At 65.7% G+C, this 22,818-nt stretch carries 7 protein-coding genes and 2 pseudogenes (2 of these 9 running past the window's edge); 5 read left to right on the plus strand and 4 right to left on the minus strand.

What is annotated here, in order from left to right; genetic code table 11:
- The first annotated feature begins 155 nt into the window (after nucleotides 1-155).
- Both ADADO0_RS12955 and ADADO0_RS12960 read left to right on the plus strand, forming a co-directional pair.
- Nucleotides 156-9,767, plus strand: a complete 9,612-nt coding sequence (locus ADADO0_RS12955) for a hypothetical protein (protein WP_511305572.1) — start codon at nucleotides 156-158, stop codon at nucleotides 9,765-9,767.
- A 794-nt stretch (nucleotides 9,768-10,561) separates the two neighbouring features.
- Complete coding sequence (locus ADADO0_RS12960; RefSeq protein WP_511305573.1) at nucleotides 10,562-11,395, plus strand: isocitrate lyase/PEP mutase family protein; 834 nt, start codon at nucleotides 10,562-10,564, stop codon at nucleotides 11,393-11,395.
- A gap of 46 nt (nucleotides 11,396-11,441) precedes the next feature.
- On the opposite strand, the gene ADADO0_RS12965 is transcribed toward ADADO0_RS12960, so the two are convergent.
- On the minus strand, nucleotides 11,442-12,560 hold the full coding sequence (locus ADADO0_RS12965; protein WP_511305574.1) for an MFS transporter: 1,119 nt from the start codon (nucleotides 12,558-12,560) through the stop codon (nucleotides 11,442-11,444).
- A 181-nt stretch (nucleotides 12,561-12,741) separates the two neighbouring features.
- On the opposite strand from ADADO0_RS12965, the gene ADADO0_RS12970 reads away from it, so the two are divergent.
- Entirely contained in the window at nucleotides 12,742-13,152 is a 411-nt protein-coding gene (locus ADADO0_RS12970) for an iron chelate uptake ABC transporter family permease subunit (RefSeq protein WP_511305575.1), read from the plus strand.
- Nucleotides 13,153-13,165: 13 nt separating this feature from the next.
- On the opposite strand, the gene ADADO0_RS12975 is transcribed toward ADADO0_RS12970, so the two are convergent.
- Together ADADO0_RS12975 and ADADO0_RS12980 are read right to left on the minus strand one after the other, a co-directional pair.
- Nucleotides 13,166-14,590 carry an IS481 family transposase gene (locus ADADO0_RS12975; protein ID WP_511305576.1) on the minus strand — a complete coding sequence of 475 codons (1,425 nt, stop codon included), beginning with the start codon at nucleotides 14,588-14,590 and terminating at the stop codon, nucleotides 13,166-13,168.
- A 173-nt stretch (nucleotides 14,591-14,763) separates the two neighbouring features.
- Nucleotides 14,764-15,397 (minus strand): annotated as a pseudogene (locus ADADO0_RS12980) (tyrosine-type recombinase/integrase).
- Nucleotides 15,398-15,718: 321 nt separating this feature from the next.
- On the opposite strand from ADADO0_RS12980, the gene proA reads away from it, so the two are divergent.
- Nucleotides 15,719-21,721 (plus strand): anti-phage protein ProA, encoded by a 6,003-nt coding sequence (proA, locus tag ADADO0_RS12985; protein WP_511305577.1) that lies wholly within the window; start codon nucleotides 15,719-15,721, stop codon nucleotides 21,719-21,721.
- A gap of 499 nt (nucleotides 21,722-22,220) precedes the next feature.
- Here the strand turns inward: proA and ADADO0_RS12990 are convergent, their stop codons facing one another.
- On the minus strand, nucleotides 22,221-22,818 hold the 3' portion of the coding sequence (locus ADADO0_RS12990; RefSeq protein ID WP_511305578.1) for a tyrosine-type recombinase/integrase. 11 nt of this gene lie beyond the right edge of the window; only the last 598 of its 609 coding nucleotides appear in the window; its start codon lies off the right edge, out of view; it ends in the stop codon at nucleotides 22,221-22,223.
- A pseudogene (locus ADADO0_RS12995) lies at nucleotides 22,804-22,818 on the plus strand (DDE-type integrase/transposase/recombinase); its annotated part runs 555 nt beyond the window's last position; the annotation flags it as partial. The gene ADADO0_RS12990 and the pseudogene ADADO0_RS12995 overlap by 26 nt on opposite strands.

A 22,818-nucleotide genomic window follows, 5' to 3' on the forward strand; every position in this document is an offset into this window, starting at 1 on the left:
AAGCTTTCCCTATTTCAGTCCGAAAATGTCTTTTCGGATTCTCGGGAAGAAGCGGTTAACACCAAAAATCGCCGTTGTACCGAAGCGTCGCACAGCTATGGTCTAGGTATAATTCTATCTCCTGTGAGAATGCCGCTCGTTGCGAGGCCCCCAGAATGAGCGTTAGGCATAATGGAAGCGCCGCGCTGGTATTTGCGCTGTTGCTCTGCGGTGGCCCGGCCATGGCGCAGACGGCACAGGCTGTGACCGGTCCGGGTTATGTCGTCTATGACGCAAAAGCCGGAAATACCGGCTCGCATGGGAATAATGCATCCGGTTCCGACCTCTGTGCTGACGCGCCCTCGAATGGCGGCAGCGGCACCGCGGGGCCGGATATCTCGGGCAATTTTGAAATCCTCATCGTCGAAAACTGGGGCGGCACGGCTGCTTACATCGGCAGTACGGGTGGGGCCGGGGGGTCGGGCGGAAACAACAATGGATGTGTCTACAGCGGGTACGGCGGTGCGGGCGGCTCTGCGGGCGGGAATGTCACGGTTACGCTGACGCCTGCAGAAACGGGGACTTTCAGCAATACCGCGACCTCCATCCTCATCTACAGCAACGGCGGCAACGGTGGCGACGGGGGCAACACATCGGTTGCCGATAAGAACGCCGGCAATGGCGGGACCGGCGGCGACGGCGGATCGGTGACCCTCACCAATTTGGTGCCGGTCGCCGCGACAGGCACCAATGCCTATGGCATCTGGGCGCAAAGCGCCGGTGGACAGGGCGGTTCCGGTGGCACCAATTCCTCCGGCATTTCGGGAAATGGCGGTCAGGGCGTGTCGGGCGGAAGCGGGGGGACCGTCACGGTCACCAACACCGTCGCGATCACCTCAAATTATGCGATCCCGATTTTCGCCCAGAGCATTGGCGGCTTCGGCGGCAACGGCGGGAGCGGCGGGGGGGTCTTCGGCGGTTATGGCGGCGGGGGCGGCTATGGCGGGGATTCCAATTACGTCACGGTCACCAATAGCGGCGCGCTGTCGTCCAGCCTCGCCTCGGGTTCCCATGGCATCTATGCCCAGTCCATCGGCGGCGGTGGCGGCAATGCCGGTGTTTCGGCGGGCCTGATCGCGCTTGGCGCGAACGGCGGCACGGCTGGCGATTCTTACACTGTCTATGTCACCAACACCGGCGACATTTCGGTCTCAAACGTCTCGTCCGTCGGCATCTTCGCGCAGGCGGTGGGTGGTGCGGGCGGCTCCGGCGGGATGGCGTTCAGCGGCGCGCCGGGATTGGCGGTGGCGGTCGGCGGAAGCGGCGGCGATGGTGGCAACGGCGCGACCATGCTGGTGTGGAACACCGGCAATATCTGCACCGGCAACGGCTGCGTCGCGGGCGGTACCGCGCCGGCCAGCAGCGCCGGCGGCGCGTTCGGCATTCTTGCGCAATCCATCGGCGGCGGCGGCGGTCTCGGCGGCTTCGGCCTCTCCGGCTCGTTGTCTGCGACGGCCGGCCTGTCGGTGGCGCTGGGCGGCACGGGCGGCGGGGGCGGCGCTGCAAATCAAGTGCTGGTCGGCAATATTGGCTCGATCAATACGGTGGAAATCAACTCCGCAGGCATCCTGGCGCAATCGATCGGCGGCGGCGGCGGGTCAGGCGGCGGCTCTCTCGCGCTCGACGTTTCGGGCGGAGCCGCCGGCGCAATCTCCCACGGCGGCTCCGGTGGCTCGGGCGGCTTGGGCGAAAATGTCGGCGTGAATTGCAACAGCTATAGCCCGGGCTCGGCCACAAACAGCGGCTGCTGGGTCTACATTCCGGAAGCGACTGCGCCTGCACCCAACAGCGTTATCTCCACCCAGGGCGCCGGCTCTCCCGGCATTGCGGGCCAGTCCATCGGCGGCGGAGGCGGCGCTGGAGGATATGCGATATCACTGACGGCCAGCGCGGGTGGCAGCCTCTCACTCGCATTCGGCGGGTCAGGCGGGTCCGGAGGTGGTGGGAACGCAGCCTATGTCGGTACCAACGGCGTGCAGATCATTACGTCGGGGTCCGATTCACCCGGCGTCATCGCCCAGTCCATCGGCGGCGGTGGCGGCAGCGGCGGCTCGGTTATCAGCGGCAGCGGTGCACCGGTTGCCGCCATCGCCCTAGGGGTCGGCGGCGCTGGCGGCTCAGGCGGTTTTGCTCGCAACGTCGTGGCCGAGAACCAGGGCGGTGTCCTTACCACCTCGGGCACACGCTCGCCGGGCCTCCTCGCCCAGTCCGTCGGCGGCGGCGGCGGCGCGGGTGGCTCGTCCATCTCCATTGGCGTCTCAGAAGCGGCGACGCTTACCCTGTCGGTGGGTGGCACGGGTGGTGACGGCGGCTATGCCAGCTCTGTCACCGTCTACAACGAGACCTTTTCCGGTTCCTCGCTGGGCGGTGGCAATGGTGCCATTACCACCAGTGGCTACGGCTCCGGCGCGATCCTGGCGCAGTCGATCGGCGGCGGCGGCGGCAATGGCGGATACGACGTTTCCGGCGCGATCTCGCTATCGGATGCCGCTGCCGTCGGCATTGGCGGGCCGGGTGGGGGCGGGAATTACTCGGGAGCCGTCACGGTCACCAACGCGGGCACGCTTACCACAACCGGCGGTGGTGCAGCGGCGATCACCGCGCAATCCATCGGCGGCGGCGGCGGCAATGGCGGCTTCACGGCGGCGGGCGATGTGGCGATCGCCGCAGGGGGCTCCCTCGGCGTTGGGGGTACGGGTGGCGGCGGTGCCACGAGCGGCAGCGTCGCCGTCACCAACACCGCGGTCATCACAGTGTCCGCGGCGCAGACCGGAAATGCCCCCGGCATCCTCGCGCAATCCATTGGCGGCGGCGGGGGCAACGGCGGCTTCTCCGCCACGGGGTCGCTGTCCAATGCGGCATCCTCCGCCCTGTCGGTCGGTGGCGGCGGGGGGTCGGGTGGTGCGGGTCAGGATGTGACCATCACCAATTCCGCAGCGGTCTCCGTCACGGGCCCGCTGTCGTCCGCCCTCGTGGCTCAGAGCATCGGCGGCGGCGGCGGCAGCGGCGGTTTCGCGGTTGCCGGAAGCCTCTCCAGCGGCGCCAGCCCGGCGGCAAGCATCGGCGGCGGCGGCGGAACGGGCGGCAGCGCCTCCACCGTGACGGTGACCCATTCCCAGGGCAACCTAACCGTTGTCGGCGACCAGTCGTCGGCGATCATCTCGCAATCCATCGGCGGCTCCGGCGGTCTGGGCGGATGGGATTTCGCCGGATCTCTCGGCGCCGCCGCAGCGCCCGCCGTCAGCCTGGGCGGCACGGGCGGTGTCGGCGGCCGGGGCGGGATCGCGTTGGTCACCGTCGATGCGTCCTTGTCCGTGTCCACCGCCGGTCTGTTGTCGCCGGGCATCCTTGCGCAATCTATCGGCGGGGGCGGCGGTAATGGCGGCTTCAGCGCTTCGGTGGCGGCGTCGGGCGTGGCGGCGCCATCGATCGCGGTGGGCGGGGCCGGAGGAGACGGCAGCTTGTCGAGCGCGGTTTCGGTGAGCGTCGGCGCGCTGGTCCAGACGAACGGCGCGCAATCGGCCGGTATCGTCGCGCAATCCATCGGCGGCAACGGCGGCAATGGCGGCTCGGCGATTTCGGGCTCGGCGGTGGCCGGCGTTGCCGACACGGACGTGGCCATCGGCGCGGCCGGGTCCACCGGTGGCACGGGCGGGACCGGGCAGAACGGCAGCACCGTCACCGTCTCCAGCACCGGCGGCGTGAGCACGCAAGGCATGCTGTCCTACGGCATCCTCGCCCAGTCTATCGGCGGCGGCGGCGGCAATGGCGGGTCGAGCCGAGCCTACAGCGTGTCGGCCAGCTCGGGGAGCACCGATACCGCCGCCGCGTCCGTGGCGGTGGGTGGCGACGGGGCGGCGGGGGGCGACGGCAGCATCGTCACCATCTCCCAGAAGGGCACCATCATCGCCGGAAACAGCAGCCTGCTGAGCGACTTCGCCGCCGGCATCGTCGCGCAGAGCATCGGCGGCAGCGGCGGCAATGGCGGCTCGGCCGATGCCAACGCCATAGCCGGCAATGTGGCGGTTGCGGTCTCCGTGGGCGGCGCCGGCGCGGTCGGCGGCACCGGATCGAACGTGAGCGTCACCAGCAACGAGAACACCGGCGATTCCATCATCACCTATGGCCAGCAGGCGCCCGCCATCATGGCTCAGTCCATCGGCGGCGGCGGCGGCAATGGCGGCTGGTCGCAGAGCGATGCGTCGAGCAACCAGTATGCCGCTGCCGTCGCCGTTGGCGGATGGGGCGGTGGCGGCGGCTCCGCAGACACGGTCACCGTCACCTCGTACAGCACCCTCATAACCAACGGCGCCAGTTCCGCCGGCATCTTCGCCCAGTCGGTGGGCGGCGGCGGCGGCAACGGCGGTTCCAGCTCCACGGTGGCGAAGGGCACCGAGGGCGGCGAGATCGGCGGCGGCATCGCCTCCTATACTGGCATCGGCGAGGCCCACGGCACCACGGTGGCCTCTGCGGGCATCAGCGCCACCCAGCCGAAGGGCACCACCAGCGCGCCAAGCGACGGCAAGGCCGCGAGCGTGAGCATCGGCGGCTACGGCGGGACGGGCGGGAATGGCGGCGCGATCGTCCTCTCCAATAACGGCGCCATCGCCACCTATGCCGCCAATTCCAACGGCATCTTTGCCCAGTCGGTGGGCGGCGGCGGCGGCAGCGGCGGCGATAGCGATGCGGACGCGGACGGCGGCCAGTATTCCGCCGCCGTGAGCCTCGGCGGCGGCGGCGGGGTCGGTGGGTCGGCCTCCACCGTGACGGTCTCCAATCTCGGCGCCATCTCCACCTACGGCGCGCAGTCGGTGGGCGTGTTTGCGCAGTCGGTGGGCGGCGGCGGCGGCAATGGCGGGACGGCATCCAGCTCCGCGAGTTCCGACGGCACGGCCGCCCTTTCCTTCGGCCTCGGCGGCAGCGGGGCGGGCGGCGGGGGCACCGGGACGGTGAGCCTCACAAACGCTGGCGTCATCACCACGTCGGGGGCCAATGCGGCGGGACTGTTCGCGCAATCGGTGGGCGGCGGCGGCGGCAACGGCGGCTCGGCGCTCTCTACCACCAAGGCGACCACAGGCCTTTCGCCGGTTTCGAGCAGCGCCTCGACCGGCACCCTGCCAGCGTCGACGGACGGCTCCTCCACCAATGCCGCCGCCGCAGGGTCAGATTCCACCGGGGCGAAGGGCAGCCAGTCCGGCTCCAGCGGCGGCACCGCGCTCGGCATGAGCATCGGCGGCGCCGGCGGGGCGGCCAGCGCGGGCGGCGAAGTCACGGTTTCCAACAGCGCGACTATCGTCACCGGCTATGGCGTGGATGTTTCGACTGGCGCCGCATCGCCGGACAATTCGCCCACCATTTTCGCCCAATCGGTGGGCGGCGGCGGCGGCAATGGCGGCTCCAGCACCACCAATTACGAGGCGTCCGCCGCATCGGTCGCGCTCTCGCTCGGCGGGTCCGGCGGCGGCGCGGGCGCGGGCGGTGCGGTGAGCGTGTCGAACAGCGGACAGCTCACCAGCATCGGCAACTATTCCGCGGCCATCTTCGCCCAGTCGGTGGGCGGGGGCGGCGGCAACGGCGGCTCCGCCAACACGTCGTCGGGCGATGGCGGAACGGTCTCATTCGCCTTCGGCCTTGGCGGGTCGGGCGCCGGCGGCGGGAGCGGGGGCAGCGTCACGCTCACGCTTGCCGGAACCGCACAGCTTCAGACGTCCGGTGTCGGCTCACAGGGCATCTTCGCCCAATCTGTCGGCGGCGGCGGCGGCAGCGGCGGGGCCTATAGCAGCGCGGTGTCCGGCGCGGCGGGAACCGGTGGAACGGGAAGCGTCTCAGGCAAGGCCAGCGGCGCCTCCGCATCGGCGAGCAGCGGCGTCGCCATCGCCGCCGGTCTCGGGGGCACCGGCGGCGCGGGGGGGAGCGGCGGTGGGGTCTCGGTGACGAGCAGCAACAACATCTTCACCACCGGCGTCTCTGCCGCCGGCCTGTTCGCCCAATCAGTGGGCGGCGGCGGTGGTGCGGGGGGTGGTGCGGCCACCAATGCCAATTCGGGTGCGTTCCTGGTGGGCTTCGGCCTCGGCGGGGAAGGCGGCACGGGCGGCATCGGCGGCGCGGTCACCGTCTCCCAGAGCGGCGATATCTCAACCGAGGGCGCGCTGTCCTATGGCGTGTTCGCCCAGTCGGTCGGCGGCGGCGGCGGCGTCGCGGATGCGTCCAGCACCACGTCGGGCGGGGCGGGCGATGCGGCGCTGACCATGGCGCTGGGCGGTACTGGCGGCACAGGCCAGACCGGCGGCTCTGTGGGGGTGACCATCTCCAACACCGTCCAAACCACGGGTGCGTGGGCCACCGCGATCCTCGCCCAATCGGTGGGCGGCGGCGGCGGCGCGGGCGGCGCGGTCAGTTCCAGCAGCACGGGCAGCGGTACGGCAACCGGCACCTTCGGGCTGGGCGGCAGCGGTGCGGCGGGTGGCGATGGCGGCAATGTCACGGTCAGCATCGCGGGCGGCGCCATCACCGCCAGGGGCACGGCGGCCATGGGCGTCCTCGCCCAGTCGGTGGGCGGCGGCGGCGGCCTCGGCGGCGGCACCACCACGCTGGAAAACGCCACGCAGTATGCCGGCGCCTTCACTCTCGGCGCCGGCGCCTCCACGGCCGGCGCAAGCGGCACCGGCGGGATCGGCGGCGCTGTCAGCGTGACCACCGCGACCCTCGTCGAGACATCGGGCGGCGTCACCGAGGCCATCGATTCCAGCATCGCCACGGGCGGCCCCCTTGGCTACGGCATCCTCGCCCAGTCAGTCGGCGGCGGTGGCGGCGTGAGCAACGCCGTCGTCACCACCTCCGGGTCCGGCGGCGATATCTCGCTCGCCATGAGGCTCGGCGGAGCGGGCGGGGGCAACACGCAGACTGGCGGCGCCGTCAGCGTCACCAGCGGCGGCGCCATCTCCACGTCCGGATCGACGGCGATCGGCATCGCAGCCCAGTCCATCGGCGGCGGCGGCGGCGTGGGTGCGTTCATCTATTACGGGGACGACATCAGCGTCAGCCAGCAAGTGATCGTGGGCCTCGGGGCCGGCGCCGGGGGCGGGGGGGACGGGCAGGGGGTGTCGGTTTCCTCGTCCGCCAAGATCACCACCGCCGGTTCGCACGCGTCGGCGATCCTGGCGCAAAGCATCGGCGGCGGCGGCGGATTGGCCGTCAGCCTGATCGCGGGCAACGGCGGCAGCGTCTCCTATACCGGCAGCAGCGTGACGCTCGGCGGATTGACCGGAGGCAGCGGCGGCGCGGTCAGCGTCACCACCACCGCAGGCGCCATCGACACGCAGAGCGGCGTGTCGCACGGCATCGTGGCGCAGAGCGTGGGCGGCGGCGGCGGCATGACGACGAACACCGCATCCGCGGTGCTGGGCGGTACGAACGGCGGTGCCGGCGGCAACGTGAGCGTCACCACCGCGCCCGCCATCACCACGACGGGCGCGGCATCGGTCGGCATCTTGGCGCAGAGCGTGGGCGGCGGCGGCGGCATCACGCTGGCGGACACCGTGCTGCTCGGAGGCGCCTCAACCAGCGCCAACGGCGGCACGGTGCTCGTGACCAGCGGCGGGGCGATCACCACCAGCGGGGAGAACGCCGTCGGCATCCTGGCGCAGAGCGTCGGCGGGGGCGGGGGTATCGGCCTCTCCACCGGCGGGGCCGTGACCGCTTCCCTGCAAGCGGGCGCGGGCGATGGCGGGGCGGTGACCGTAACCGTGAACGCGCCCATCACCACATCGGGCGCGGGCGCCGATGGCGTCGTCGCGCAGTCGATCAGCGGCGGCGGCGGGCTGGTGATCAGCGGAAATTCGCTGAAGGCCTTCGGCAGTACGGGCGCCTCCGGCAAGGTGACGGTGTATGCCAACGCCAGCATTCTCGTGTGGGGCGCCTACGCCACCGGCATCTATGCCCAGGGCAATGGCGATCCCATCATCAATGTGGCGTCCGGCGTCAGCATCGTCGGCGGCGTCGGCGGCACGGCGATCACGAGCGACGGGACGGAGACCTTCATCAACAACTCCGGCTCGCTCTCCACCGTGGACGGATCGACGGGCCTCGCCATCCAGACCACCACCGGCCCCGCCGTGGTGACCAACGGCGGCACGATCGCCGGCAACCTCAGCCTGACGGCCGGCGCCGCGAACCTCGTGGACAACCTCGCCTCGGGCATCATCCTAGCCGGTCCCTCGCTGGACCTCGGCGGCACAAGCGGCGTGCTGCGCAATACCGGCACGCTCGAGAGCGCGGCATCCGCGCCCGGTACCACCACCATAAACGGGAGCCTGGTGCAGACCTCCTCCGGCGTCCTCGTGGTGCGCGCCGACCAAGCTACCGGCCAGGTGGACCAGTTTGCCGTGAGCGGCAGCGCAACGCTCAGCGGCTCCGTGAGCGGCGTGCTGCTCAATCCGGGTCTCGCGACGGCGGGCAGCTTCACGACGCCATTCCTCACGGCGGGCGGCGCGGTCACGACCTCCGGCCTCACCATCCTCGGCAACACCGCCATACTCTCTTATTTGCTCGCCGGGACGGGCCCGGGTCTCAACCTCACAACCAGCATCGACTTCACGCCCGCCGGTCTGTCCCGCAGCGCGCTATTGGTGGGCGACCTGATCGGGGCCGTCCAGGCGCGCGGCTCATCGCCACTGTTCCAGACCATCGTTCCCGCGCTTCTCGACGTGACCAGCGTATCGGGCCTCGGCCAGGCGTACGGCACGATCAGCGGGGGGGCCGCTTCCCTGGTGCCCCAGGCCATGATCGGCGCCGCCGCGGGTTCGCTGAGCACCATCAACACTCAGATCGACCAGTGGCGCACCGGCCGGCGGGCCACGCTTCAGACCCGTGCACCGGCGGCGGGCGAACCGGGCCCGGATGCCGGCATGTCGCGCTATTTCTGGGCTGCATCCACGGGTAGCGTCACCAGCGGCAGCGGCATCTCCGGCTCCAGCATCGGCGGCGCCACCGGCATCGACGGGCAATTGCCCAACCTGCCGCTTCTGCTCGGTGGTGCGGTCAATTTTTCGGACACCGGCCTGTCGGCGTCGAACTACGGCTCGACCACGTCCACAAGCTATGGCGGCTTCAGCCTCTACGGCCTTTATCAAGCTGGGCCGGCCTACCTCTCGGCGATTGCCACATTGGGGTATGGCAGCAGCAATCTCGACCGCAACCTCCACGGCCTGGGCCTGAGCCTTGCGACCTCGTCCGGTTTCGACGGCACGGTGTTCGGCGGGCGCATCGAGGCGGGATACAGCCTTCGACTGGGCGCTACGGGCGCGAGTCTAACCCCGTTCGCGGCGTTCCAGCCGATCCAGCTTTCGCTCGGCTCCGGCTCGGAAATGTTCTCCGTGGGGCCGGGCCTGAGCTATGACGCCACCACTATCACCGCCCTGCCGGTCTATCTCGGTGCCCAACTGGACGGGCTGTGGACGGCCGGTGGCCGGAGCTACGCGCCGTTCCTGCGCCTCGCCTGGATGCACGACTTCAGCCCCGGTCGCGATATGCCGCGCAGCTTCGCTGAGCTTCCCGGCATCAGCTTCTCGGCCAGCGCCCTGCCGACGGTGAGCGATGCTGCGGACATCCATGCCGGCCTGCAATTCTCTGTCGGGCCGAACGTGACACTCTCCGCTGGCCTGGATGCCCAACTCGCCTCCGCCTATTCCACCTTCGGCGCAACCGGCGCACTGCGGATCAGATGGTGAGAATGGGGAAAGGCCCGGCGGATCGGTTCAGCAACATATGATCAGGCGCGAGGCCCATTAAAGCCGAGACACTTCTCTTCGGTGAGTATTGCGCGGGCCCGAGCGAAGCGCCCCGAAAGCACCTAGGTCTACTTGGAACCATCCTCAATCGGTCGCGCGAAATCGCAAGATTATAGAATACACGGCGCGACAATGGCCGCCTTTCCCGGTGAGACAGGCTGACACTTCGACCAAAAAGCCACCTCAGCGATAAACCAATCAAACCCAAGCAGTGCTTTGTATTTCGAAAGCCGCCGGGGTAATCGGGACTTGGTAATCGGGGGGCCTCTGTGGTTAAGCAGCGGGGCCAAAGGACCTGAGAGTTTCCCGACCATTGCCGATCGGCTTCGAACCCCTATCGTGAAGGCGCGCTTTAGGTGGGGAGGCTGAAAAGCCGCCTTGAAGGCCCAAGCCACCAAATCATTGATCTTCTCAAGCGCGTTCCACGAGTGATCAAAGGCCTTTTCTCTTCGAGAGCTGATGCCGTGCCCATCCGATCAGAGCAACGGCCGACTATCGATCCAATCAAGATAGCCGTTGCGCTCAAGGCACTCGCAATCGCAAATGAGAGCACGCGGATAAGTGCAAACCGCGACATCGTTTTTGAGGAGTTTGCATGCCTTGGGCAACGTTGGGGCGCTCTCCTCACCGGAAGCTCGTGTGCGCCCTCATGTCGACGAAGGTTCCGGCAAGGTTGTCGTCGTCAATATCTGGAACGTCATCGTCTTGAATGTCTCATCCATCGGAATGGCGACATGAAGCCGACGCTACGAGAGAAGCGCGCCCGCTTTCGCGCGTTGCACAACGATGGATGCTTCCTCATTCCCAACCCTTGGGACGTCGGCAGCGCCAGGATGTTGCAGCACCTGGGCTTTAAGGCGTTGGCGTCGACCAGTGCCGGGTTTGCCTGGGCTACGGGACGTCCGGATTATGGGCTTCCTCGAGACGAAGTGCTTCACCACTTGGCGGAACTCAGCAAAGCCGTCGACTTGCCCATCAACGCCGACTTTGAAGCTGGCTTTGCGGCCGACCCCGAAGGCGTCGCAGAAAGCGTCCGGCTCGCAGTCGCGGCCGGCATCTCGGGACTTTCGATCGAGGACCGGGATGTTGTCGGTTCGGGCCTATATGACACCGCGACGTCGATTGAGCGCCTCAAGGCCGCGCGTTCCGCGATCGATGGGGCCGGTGAAGATGTTGTCCTCGTTGCGCGGACGGAATTGCTGCTTTTCGACCCGAGCGCCCTGAAGCCGGCCATCGAGAAGCTCGTCGCTTTCGCCGATGCCGGAGCCGACTGCCTCTATGCGCCCGGCGTTCGAGACCCTCATGACATCGCGCAAATAGTCAAAGCCGTGGCGCCAAAACCACTTAATGTCGTGATGATGAAGCCGGGGCTCAACCTGGCGGCGCTCGCGGATCTCGGCGTCCGGCGTATCAGCGTGGGCGGCGCTCTTGCGCGCGTCATGTGGGCATCGGTGTTTCATGCCGCCCAGCAGATCAGGGATGGCAATTTCGACGTATTCGCGGAGGGCATCCCGGGCGCGGCGTTGAACGACATCTTCCAGTCGTCCGGGACGACCAAGGCGCCATAGGTCGGCCGCTCGCTAAAGCACGCGAAAGCAACCTTCGGGGCCGTGGTCAAACAACCGCTGCTCGCCCCGCCAGAGTGCCGAACACGGCCATCAGCAGGGATAAGGCGACACAGCTCGCGAGCATGATATCCCAGCTTCCGGTCACGTCGTGAACAAAACCTGCGACAGGCGGGCCGACGGCCGCAAGGCTATAGCCCACGCATTGCGACATGCCCGACAGCGCGGCGGCTTGCCGGCTGCTTGATGCCCGCAGGCTCATGAAGGCCAGGCTGAGGATAAACGTCGATCCCGTTCCAAAGCCAAAAAGCGCAATCCAGATGATTGCTAGCGAAGGAAAGAGCCAGAGGCCCAGAAAAGACGCGGTCGTTACCAGCGAGACTATAAGTGCCAGAGTTCTTTGATCTTTCATGCGCTTGGCGATCGAGCCAAGAATAAGGCCTGGCAACGCCGTGGCCATCTGGGACACGCCATGCAGCGATCCCGCCGCGCTCGGGGAATAACCGGCTTCCGTGAGGATCGATGGGAGCCAGCTCACCAGGATGTAGTAGCCCAATGCGCTGAGCGCCATGAAGGCGGTCACCTGCCAGGCAAGACCCGAGCGCCAGATCGGACCACCCTGCGGCAGCGATGCCGGCTCCAATGGGCGCGCGGAATGTCGGCGCATCTGCGGCAGCCAGGCCAGGAGAGCCAGGAGCGGAAATGCCACGGTGCTCGTCAGAGCCACATGCCAGCTCGATCCCGGAATCTCAGCGAGCGGGACGGCGATAGCCGAGGCCAAAGCTGCGGCGAGGCCGGCGGTTAGCGCATAGGCCCCGGTGAGGCTGGCGACGCTCGCCGGAAAATCCCGCTTCACCAGACTGGGCAGCAGGACATTGGTAATGGCGATGCCGGCGCCCAGCGTCGCAGTTCCCAAAAACAGCGACCACGCCGGGCCGGTGGCTCGAAACCCCACACCGGCCGCGATAAGGATGAGTGCACCGCCCAGGGCGCGCTCCATGCCGTATGTGCGGGCCAGAATGGCGGCGAACGGCGATATCGCGGCAAAGGCGATCAAGGGGAGCGTGGTGAGCATCCCAGCTTGAGCGGCGCTAATCCCTGTGCTCTCGCGGATCATGCCAAGCATCGGCGCCACACCCGTTATGGGCGCACGCAGCGTGGCGGCCATGAGCAGGATTCCCACGAGAAGCAGCCAGTGGTCAGCGGCTAGGTTCGGCAGTCGCCTCATTATTTTTAGCTCCCTACGCAACTCCACCCTCCCACCGGTAGATAGCCGGCTGGGCAAGCAAGACCTGCGTGCCGATGTTCCCTATCAGGTTCGCGGCCGGTCGGGCCATCGGTCTGGCTTTTTGCGCTCGCTTCATTCCCGCGCAGAAGTCCGGCCTGTTCTCTTTAACTATCTTGTGGGCGCCGTCGCCGCGCTGTTTCACGAACAGAGCATCGTCGCGAGCGTCGGCATCATCGGCTTCGTGGGGCTTGCGGCGCTCACCCTGGCGCGTGTGAGCGGTGCGCGCACCTTGCGCAGCCGGCTCTGGTGGGTGGCGGGCCTGGGCGCCGCGCTGCTCTGCGCCGTGGACCAGAGCATTCAGGCTATCGGGCTCCTTCTCCCGCAGCTGGCGGACCTGCCGGCCCGCGCGGTGACCGGCATACTGGGTGCACCGCTGCTGCTGGGCTGCTACCGCAGGCGCGGACGGGCCCGGAAGCCGGCTGGGCCGCGCGGCACGTCGGTTTTCGCCTCGCACATCCCATACGATGGCTAGGACCGATCGACATTCACCGTAGCCAGATCATGATTGCGGCGAGGTGGATGAAGCCTGTGAAGTGAACCGTCCGCCGATCGTATCGCGTCGCGAAGCGGCGGAAGTGCTTGAGGCGATTGAAGCAGCGCTCGATGCAGTTGCGACGCTTATAGGCCTTTGCATCGTGCGGGATGAGGATCTTCCGGCTTCGGTTGGAAGGAATCACCGCTGCCGCACCGAGGCTGGCGACCTGCCTTCGGAAGGCATTGCTGTCATAGGCTTTGTCGGCGAGCACGGCACCGCCGGCCTGACCGTCGACCAGGGCGGGAGCGGTGGTGACATCGCCCACCTGACCGGCCGTGATGATGAAACGCAGAGGACGTCCCAGCGCGTCGGCAAGCATGTGGATTTTGGTGGTCAGCCCGCCTCGGGAACGCCCCAGCGCCTGATCCTTGGCCCCCCTTTTCCACTCGCCGCCTGCTGGTGAGCCCGGACGATTGTTTAGTCCCGGCATTTGATGGATGGGGTCGAGGATGAATCTCTCTGGCTCTGAAGTCCAGCATTTGCAGATGAACTCGTAGGGCGTGAGCCCCCTGAGGGTCTTCAGGCGCCGGCCGAAATTGTATGCGGCGACGAAGTCGGTGAGATGCGTTTCGAACTGATGATGGTCGTCGTAGTGGAAGCGCTTGACGGTCGCTTCCTTGATGGTCCGGTTCATCCGCTCGACCTGGCCATTGGTCCAGGGGTGCTTCACTTTAGTCAGGCGGTGCTCGATGCCGTTCTCTCGGCAGCGCATGTCGAACATATGGGTGATGTAGCGAGCTGTCGGCCCATCGGCGTAGCGAGGCGGAAAGGTGAACTGGATGCCGTTGTCGGTAAGAACGGTATGGATCCGGTAGGGCACCGCGTTGATCAAGGCCATGAGAAAGGCCGAGGCTGAGCTCCGGCCTGTCTTCCTGACGACCTGCACGAAGGCGAACTTGCTCGTGCGGTCAATGGCTACGTAAAGGTACAGCTTGCCCTCGGCGGTCTGCACCTCGGCGATATCGATATGGAAAAAGCCGATCGGATAGGACTTGAACCGCCTCTTCGGCTTCTTGTCGCCCTCCACCTCCGGCAGCCGGCTGATGCCGTGGCGCTGCAGGCAGCGATGCAGGGATGAGCGCGTCAGATGCGGGATCGTCGCCTGCAAGGCATAGAGGCAGTCGTCGAGCGGCAGCAGCGTATGCCGGCGGAAAGCGATGATGATGGCCTCTTCTTCAATCGACAGAACCGTCGATGTCGGCTCTCTCGGACCAGTCGGCAGATCGGCGACCGAGGTCCGCTTCTTCCACTTGGCGACGGTCTTCTGGTTGATCCCATAGCGCTTCGCCAGAGCCCTCAGGCTCTCTTGACTATGCTGTATCGCTCGACGGACTGCCTCAGTCGTCGTGGCGCTCCCGTGTAGAAACTGGCCCATAGTGCCTCCCTCCACTCCCGCGAAAAGACTGCACCATCAAAGCCCGGGATCAAACAACTAGTTACACCACCCAAAAGCCGTCAGTCCGCAATCCACCCCCAAGACTGACAGGCAGGCAACATATCCTGCGCGTCAAAGCGGCCATCCGCGCTACCTCGGATGGCCGCCCAACGTCAGATTTCCGTCCGCTCTGCCAGCAGCAGAGCGTCCTCCACGTCGACACCAAGATATTTTGACCGTGTTTTCAATCATGGAGTGACCGAGCAAGATCTGGATGGCTCGGATGTTGCTTGTCGCCTTGTAGATCATGGACGCCTTCGTGCGACGGAGCGAGTGAGTGCCATATTCCTCTTGGCGCAGGCCGATCGCGGTCACCCACTCTTCGACTAAGCGAGCATACTGCCTTGAGCTCATGTGGTGCTCGTGATCGATCCGGCTCGGAAAAGCATAATCCTCAACGGTGCCGCCGCGCCGTTCCAGCCAGGCTCGCATGCTCGCTTGTACGTCGCTGGTGATCTCGAACTGGACCGGCCGCCCCGTCTTCTGCTGCACGACGATCGCGCGAGTCCTGATCTCCGGACCGGCGACCACGTCACGGATCCTGATCTTGACTAGGTCGCAGCCGCGAAGCTTGCTGTCGGTGGCCAGATCGAACAGCGCACGGTCACGAATGCGTCTTTCGCGATCGAGGAAGAATCGAATTGCCCAGATCTGTTTCTGGGTGAAAGGGCGCTTGGCGCCTACCTTCTTTCCGGCATTCCAAGCCGCACGCTCGCGGCTGGCATCATCAAATTGAGAATGGCCCATGTGAGTTCTCCTTGGCCCTAATTGGCCTAGGGAGAAACGTCGAGGGACCTTACCCCACAGAGGGGCCGACAGCGGACCGTCTGTCCACCGTCTACAACTGCTCAACCGATAACGGTCCGTCCAGAGGGTTGCTGTCCACTTGCGATTTCAGCGGGACGGTCGCGACGAGTGAGATCGGCAACGCAGCGCTCGCGCCCGCTTGGAGAAGATCACGTACACTCCACGCTCTTGCCTTCACCTTGGCGCTTTTGCACAATCGTCGGATGCATTCGGCGGAATTGTCGCCCTAGCAAGAATGAGCCGAAAGCGTTGGATATGCAGATGATCGTCGATGGTCCCGCCGCGCCCGTGCTTCCCGTCTTTCGCGCCGATCTCGCTCCCTGCTTCACCTTCGCCTCGTTTCAGAATGCCATCCCGGTCGTGCGCTCTATCATCATCGAGAACCAAGGCCCGGAGGTCTTTGAGCGCTGCCGTCTCGAACTCACATCGTCGCCAGCTTTTCTTCGTGCGAAGACGTGGACCATCGAGCGACTCCTCCCCGGTGATGAACTGGCGCTCTCTGACAGGAAGGTTGATCTCGACCCCGCATACCTCGATGGTCTGAATGAAGCCGAGCGTGGAGAGATCACCCTGCGCCTCGTCTCGGGTGACCGTGTCCTCTGCGTAGAACATCGCCCCGTCCGGTTATTGGCGAGAGACGAATGGGGTGGCGTCCTCGATACGGCGCAGCTTTTACCTGCATTCGTGATGCCCAATGACCCGGCGGTCGCGACCATCCTACGTACTGCGGCGGAGCGGCTGGCCGCGCACGGCCACTCAAGCGGTCTCGACGGCTACCAGACCGACAGCCCACAGCGCGTATTCCTCCTGGCCGAGGCCATCTATTCGGCTGTGGCGGGACTGGGACTCCATTATGCGGAGCCGCCGACGAGCTTCGAAAGTCGGGGTCAGAAGGTTCGCCGTCCGGCCACCATCCTCGCCGAGCGGCTCGCGACCTGCCTCGACACCTCGCTCCTTTTCGCCGCCGTGCTGGAGGCTGCCGGACTACATCCGGTCGTGCTGATTTTCCAGGGCCACGCGGCTGTCGGCGTCTGGCTGGTGCGACGGACCTTGTCAAACACCATCGAGCCAGACCCGATCGAAGTGCGCAAAGCGCTCGCCGCGCGTGAACTCGTCATCTTCGAAACCACCGGCGTCACCCATCGGCCGGCCATGATCCTCCAGGCGGCGCAGCAGGTGATCGGTCTGCGCCTCGACCAAGACGGGTCGGCGGGCTTCGTCACCGCAATCGATATCCGCCGCTCCCGAAGCGGGGGCATCATGCCGCTCGCCTCCCATCAGCCGATCCACAAAGGCGTGAGCGAGGAGGACATGCCGGGAGAGGGAGCCGTACTGCCGCTCCTGGGCGCGCCCGCTGTGCCTGAACTGCCGGTCGAAGAGGTGGAGGTCAAGCCGACCACGGCGGCAGGGCGGCTCCACCGCTGGCAGAGGAAGCTGCTCGATCTCACGCTTCGCAACAACCTTCTAAATTTTCCGGATTCAAAGAAATCCGTGCCCTTTCTCTGCACCGATGTCGGCTATTTTGAAGACCGCCTCGCCGCCGGAGCGGCGATCCACCTGATCTCGCTGCCAGCGCAGAATCCGCTGGGCGAGCGCGATGCGGGTCTTTATCGCGATGTCCATGGTCGCGACCTGCAACGCGGCTTCGCCGCCGAAGCGCTTCAGCGCGACGAACTGCCATCGCCGCTTGATGCCCGCGTGCTGGAAGCGCGGTTGATCGACCTTTACCGAAATGCCCGCAACGATCTCGCCGAAGGCGGAGCCAACACGCTTTTCCTCGCGGTTGGCTTCCTGCGCTGGAAAAAGAAGCCCCAGGACGAACGCACGTATCGCGCGCCGCTGCTGCTCGTCCCAGTGAAGCTGGAGCGCCGCAGCGCCAGCTCACGCTTCACACTTAAGTTCCACGAGGACGAGCCGCGCTTCAACGCCACACTGTTGCAATTCCTCGAGCGCGACTTCGCGCTAAAGCTGCCGGAGTTCTCCGGTACCCCGCCGACCGACGAGAGTGGGGTGGATGTCCCCCGGCTCATCGCCATGATGCGGCGGGCGATACGGGACGTGCCGGGGATGGAGGTGATCGACGAGATCGCGCTCTCGACCTTCTCCTTCGCGAAATTCCTGATGTGGAAGGATCTCATCGATCGGACCGAGGCGCTTCGCGAAAATCGTGTCGTCCGTCATCTCATCGATTCGCCAGAGCAGTCTTTCCAACAGGCCGCGCGGGGCGATGTCTTTCGCGGCGAGCGGGAACTCGACCGGAACTACGCGCCGAAAGACATTGTCACGCTGCTGCCGGCCGATTCCTCCCAGATCGCAGCCAGCCTCGCCGCGGCCGAGGGCCGTGACTTCGTGATCGTCGGGCCCCCTGGCACGGGCAAGAGCCAAACCATCGCGAACATGATCGCCAACTGTCTGGCCGTGGGAAAGAGCGTGCTGTTCGTGGCCGAGAAGACCGCGGCGCTCGATGTTGTCTACCGACGGCTGCGCCAACATGGGCTCGGTGAGCGCTGCCTCGAACTTCACTCCAGCAAGGCCGATCGCCGCCGTTTTCTCGCACAGCTCAAATCATCTTGGGAGAGCGACGCGCGGGTCGATCCTTCGCAATGGATTGTGATCAATGAGCGCCTTCGCGGTCGGCGCGACGAGTTGAACGCCTATGTGGAGGCGCTACACCGCCGCCACGCCAATGGTTGGAGCGCCTATCGGGCGATGGGTCTGGCAATGCGCGACCGCGAGGTTCACGCCCCCGCCCTGTCATGGCCAACGGGCGCGAAACACGACGAGGCATCGCTGGCGGACCTCGAGGAGATCGCCGCGGATATTGGGCTGACCTTTCGGTCTGTGCGAATGAGTCCGGCGCTGCACATGGTCGATGTCTCGGACTGGACCTCGCAGTGGCAGGAAAGCCTCATGGCCGCCGCCGATGCATTCGGCAAGGCCAGTGATGCACTGGGCAAGGCCATGGCGGCCTTTCTGGCGACCCTCGGCCTGACCCCGAGCGATGATCTTGCGGGCGGCGCGTTCGATGGCTTCGAACGGCTGGCGAAATGGCTGCACGAAACCGCCGGCCACAATGTCGCGATCCTCGCCGACAGCGACTTCGCCCAGATGCGGCCGGCGTTGACGAGCCTCGCGGAGACGATCCAGCGATATCGCACCGCCGAGGGCGGGTTGTCGGCGCGGTACGATGCCGACGTGATCCTCCACATCGACCCGCAGGCAATCGACGAGCAGTGGCGCCGCGCCGTTGCCGCCATGTGGCCAGCTTCCGCCCTCGGCCGAAAGAAGGTGCAGAAGTTGCTTCAAGAACACGTCCTCGATGGCGAAGCAGCACCGGAGAAGGACATTGCCCTCCTATGCGTGATGCAGGAAAGCGCGCAGCGCGCGGAGCAAGGCCCTCTTGCCGGGAAGCCCTTGCCTTTCGCTGGCATCGATACCGACCTCGCCCACCTTGGTCGCATCCTTGATCTTGCCGCCGGGCTCCGCGGAGCCCTCCAGATGTCGCATCTCGCGCAGGAGGATTTCCGCGCCATATTGCGCTCGGTGGTTCCTATCCTGCCGGGGGCCGCGCAGGGTCGCATCCGCTCTTCGGCGGCGCTGGTTATCACGGCGGTCGCCCGGTTTCGTTCGACGATGCAGAGCTTTTCCGCGCTGGCCGGCAGGGCGCCCGCCATAAGCGGATCGGAGGGGCGTCTCGCCGCGTTGCGGGATTCGCTTGGCGAACTGATCGCGGCGCGGCACCTGCTTCGCGACTGGACCGCATGGTGCCGTGGCAGGAAGCGCGCGGTCGCCGGCGGGCTCACGCCCCTGGTGGAGGAGTTGGAGACGGGGCTTCTGCCGGCCGACGCAGCCCGATCGGCGTTCCGGCTGGCTTATGCAAGGTGGTGGCTCCCAACCGTGCTTGATGCCGATCCAGTGCTACGGGATTTCCGCCGGTTTCAGCACGAAAACGCAATTACCGAATTTCGCGACGTGGACGATCTGGTGCGGGCACACGCGACCCACCGCGTGCTCGGCGCGCTCAGGCATGACCTGCCTTCGGTCCAGAGCGTGCCGCGCAATTCCGAACTCGGCCTGCTGCGTGCCCAAATGGAGCTCACGCGGCCCAGCCGCTCGATTCGCGACATGATCCGGGCGTTGCCGGGCAGCTTTGCAAAGCTCGCGCCGTGCATGCTGATGTCGCCGCTCTCGATTGCGCAATATTTGCCGCCCGATCAGGCGCTTTTCGATGTGGTGATCTTCGACGAGGCCTCGCAGATCGCCACCTGGGATGCGGTCGGCGCCATCGCGCGGGCGCGCCAGACCATCATCGTCGGCGATCCCAAGCAGTTACCCCCGACCAATTTCTTCGGCCGTAACGCGGACGATGACGGCGAGACTGTCGAGCACGAGAAGGATCTCGAAAGCATTCTCGACGAAGCTAAGGCCGCCGGCATCCCGGTGCGCGATCTTCGCTGGCATTATCGCAGCAGGAGCGAGTCTCTGATCGCCTTCTCGAACCACCATTACTACCAGAACAGGCTTATAACCTTTCCATCGCCGTCGATCGTGGATCGCGCTGTGCACCTGCGCAAGGTAAGAGAGGGCATTTACGACCGGGGCAAGAGCCGAACCAATCCGATGGAGGCGCGTGCCGTGGCTGCGGAAGCCGTGAGGCGCATGCGCGCGTGGCTCAGCCTGGAGGAGAGGGCGCGCCCGACCCTGGGCATCATCACATTCAACGCCCAGCAGCAGTCGCTGATCATGGACCTGCTCGATCAGGCGCGCAGGGCCGAGCCGGAAATCGAATGGTTCTTTGCCGAGGACCGCATCGAGCCGGCCATCGTCAAGAACCTGGAGAATGTGCAGGGCGACGAGCGCGACGTGATCCTGTTCTCCATCACCTTCGCGCGGGACGCCGCGGGCAAATTGTCGGGGGATTTCGGCGCGCTCAACCGTGATGGCGGCGAGCGAAGGCTGAATGTCGCGGTGACCCGCGCCCGACAGGAGCTCATCGTCTTTTCCGGGTTCACCGCCGACCAGATCGACTCCTCTCGCACTAAGTCGCTCGGCGTGCCCCATCTCAAGGCCTTTCTCGACTATGCCGAGCGCGGCGCGATCGCGCTGCCGGCGCAGGACGAAGGATCTGTCGGGGGTTTCGATTCCGCCTTCGAGGAAGCCGTCGCGGCCGAACTGACGCGCCGCGATTGGCGGGTCGTCCCGCAGGTCGGAATCTCCGGCTTCCGGATCGACCTTGGCATCCGCCATCCCGACCTGGAGGGGGCCTATCTCGCGGGCGTCGAATGCGACGGCGCGACATACCACAGCTCCGCGACCGCGCGAGATCGCGACAAGGTGCGAGAGCAGGTCCTGCGTGGCCTCGGTTGGGAGATCGAGCGGGTTTGGTCGACAGACTGGTGGTTCGATCGGCAAGGCTGCGCGGAACGGCTTCATGCAAATCTTGAGGCCCTCCTCCAGAAGGACCGGGAGCGGCGGGCCAGCCAGGACGAGGTAGCCGAGCTTACCACCCGCTGGGACATGGGGCACGAAGTCGAGCAAGCGGAGCCAATGCCGGAAGTGGAAACGCCGTCTGCAGAGGAGCTTTCGCCGCCCATGCCGGCACTAGAAGCCGATCTCGTCCAGCTTCTCGCTACACTGTCCCCTGCCGACACCTCTCCCTTCCCCGTCAGCTCCGTTCCGGATGAAGGTTGCCGATCCGCGACGCTAACTGCGACACCTGCCGGGGAGGCGGTTGCGCGCGCACCGGGAATCTATCGCGTGACCGATCTTGCCAATTTCGGCGCCGATCCGGGCCGCTATTACGATCTGGACTATCGCAACACGCTGCGCTCCATGATCGAGCATGTCATCGAAGTGGAGAGCCCGATCCGCGCCGATATTCTGGCGCAGCGGATCGCACGCGCTCATGGCTGGCTTCAAACCGGCCGCAGAATACGCGAGCGCGTCGACCTGCACCTGCGAGAAGCCGACGCAACACAGGAATCGAGCGGTGCGTTTGTTTGGAAGAAGGGCAGCGTTGCCGAAGTCATCGAATATAGAGCTGCGGCCGACGCCGCCTCACGCCGGCCGATTGGCGACATCGCGCTGGCGGAGCTTGCCTTCGTTGTCGTGAAAAACCGCGATCTGCTCGAACAGCCAGATCCGGCCCTGGACTTCGCGCGGCTTCTGGGCGTGGAAAGGCTGGCGGCAGTGTCCCGATCACGTCTCGAGGAAGCGATGGAACGGGCAATGACCCATCTGTCGAAAAACAGTCCCGCGCAATGAAGTGTCGTTTCCTTAAAAGCAGCGGCCCCACTCCTCGCACTACGGCCATTTATGCACGCAGCTGCCGAAGTGCACCACGCCGCAATCAATCTCCTCGCTGAATTGTCCTCAGATACATTGCGATTAGGGTGATGCTCGCGGGGACACTTATTGGCGCAAAGTGCCTACGTGCCGTGTCAAGCTAATGTCCGCTTTTGGGCGGCAGCCGTTACCAGATCAATGACCAAGATGGGGGCGCAAAGCGGACATCGCTGAAAGGGCAGTCGAGGGGCAGGTATGGGTCAATTCACGGCCTCTCGCCGATCAACGAGGAGGACGCTTCGCGATCCCTCATCGCCTCGAAACCTTGGCAACGTGGATTTCTGTCCCGAGTAGCGGACATTCTGGGAACATCGCACTCTCCGAAATTAATGAACCAAACGATTGAAATCGAACAAACATTTAATTTCGGAGATTTCGAAGATTTCGGAGTAAAGACAGATAACTTATAAAAGTAGTATTAAATTACCTCTTTGTGCTTTTGCTTGGATTCCTCTCCGGCCAAGCAGAACCTCTCCCACGCCGTCATCATCTCTCGGCGCTTCTCCAGCGCGTCGCCGCGCCTGTAAGCGCGTTCAGTTTCATCGCCCACCACATGGGACAAAGCGGTCTGGGCGAGCCATTGCGGAAAGTTAGTCTCTTCCGCCGCCCAGTCACGGAACGAAGATCGGAAGCCGTGGACGGTGATCTCCTGTTTCTGGCGGCGTAGTAGCATCTCCATTGCCATACCGCTCAATGGGCGGCCTTCACGCTGTCCGGGAAAAACAAACGCAGAGCTGTCATCGTCAGCAGGGCGCAGGGTTATCTGAGCCTTAAGGATGGCCTGAGCCGCATCCGACAACGGCACCCGATGTTCGTGCCCGGCTTTCATCCGGTGGCCGGGGATCGTCCATACCTTGGTCTTCAGGTCGATTTCCGCCCAGATGGCGCCAAGGACCTCACCCGAGCGAGCGGCGGTGAGTATTGCGAACTCCATTGCCCGGGCCGCCATGGCCTCCCGCTGTCGAAGTTCTGAGATAAAGGCGGGCAGTTCGCTATAGGGTAACCGGCTCGGGCTG

The sequence above is a fragment of the Aquabacter sp. genome, assembly GCF_965279295.1.
Lineage (GTDB): Bacteria > Pseudomonadota > Alphaproteobacteria > Rhizobiales > Xanthobacteraceae > Aquabacter.

Excerpts from the sequence above, each read along its gene's own strand:
- ADADO0_RS12955 (WP_511305572.1), top strand. The coding sequence starts at position 156 with ATGAGCGTTAGGCATAATGGAAGCGCCGCGCTGGTATTTGCGCTGTTG.
- ADADO0_RS12960 (WP_511305573.1), top strand. The coding sequence starts at position 10,562 with ATGAAGCCGACGCTACGAGAGAAGCGCGCCCGCTTTCGCGCGTTGCAC.
- ADADO0_RS12965 (WP_511305574.1), bottom strand. The coding sequence starts at position 12,560 with ATGGCCGCCACGCTGCGTGCGCCCATAACGGGTGTGGCGCCGATGCTT.
- ADADO0_RS12975 (WP_511305576.1), bottom strand. The coding sequence starts at position 14,590 with ATGGGCCAGTTTCTACACGGGAGCGCCACGACGACTGAGGCAGTCCGT.
- proA (WP_511305577.1), top strand. The coding sequence starts at position 15,719 with ATGATCGTCGATGGTCCCGCCGCGCCCGTGCTTCCCGTCTTTCGCGCC.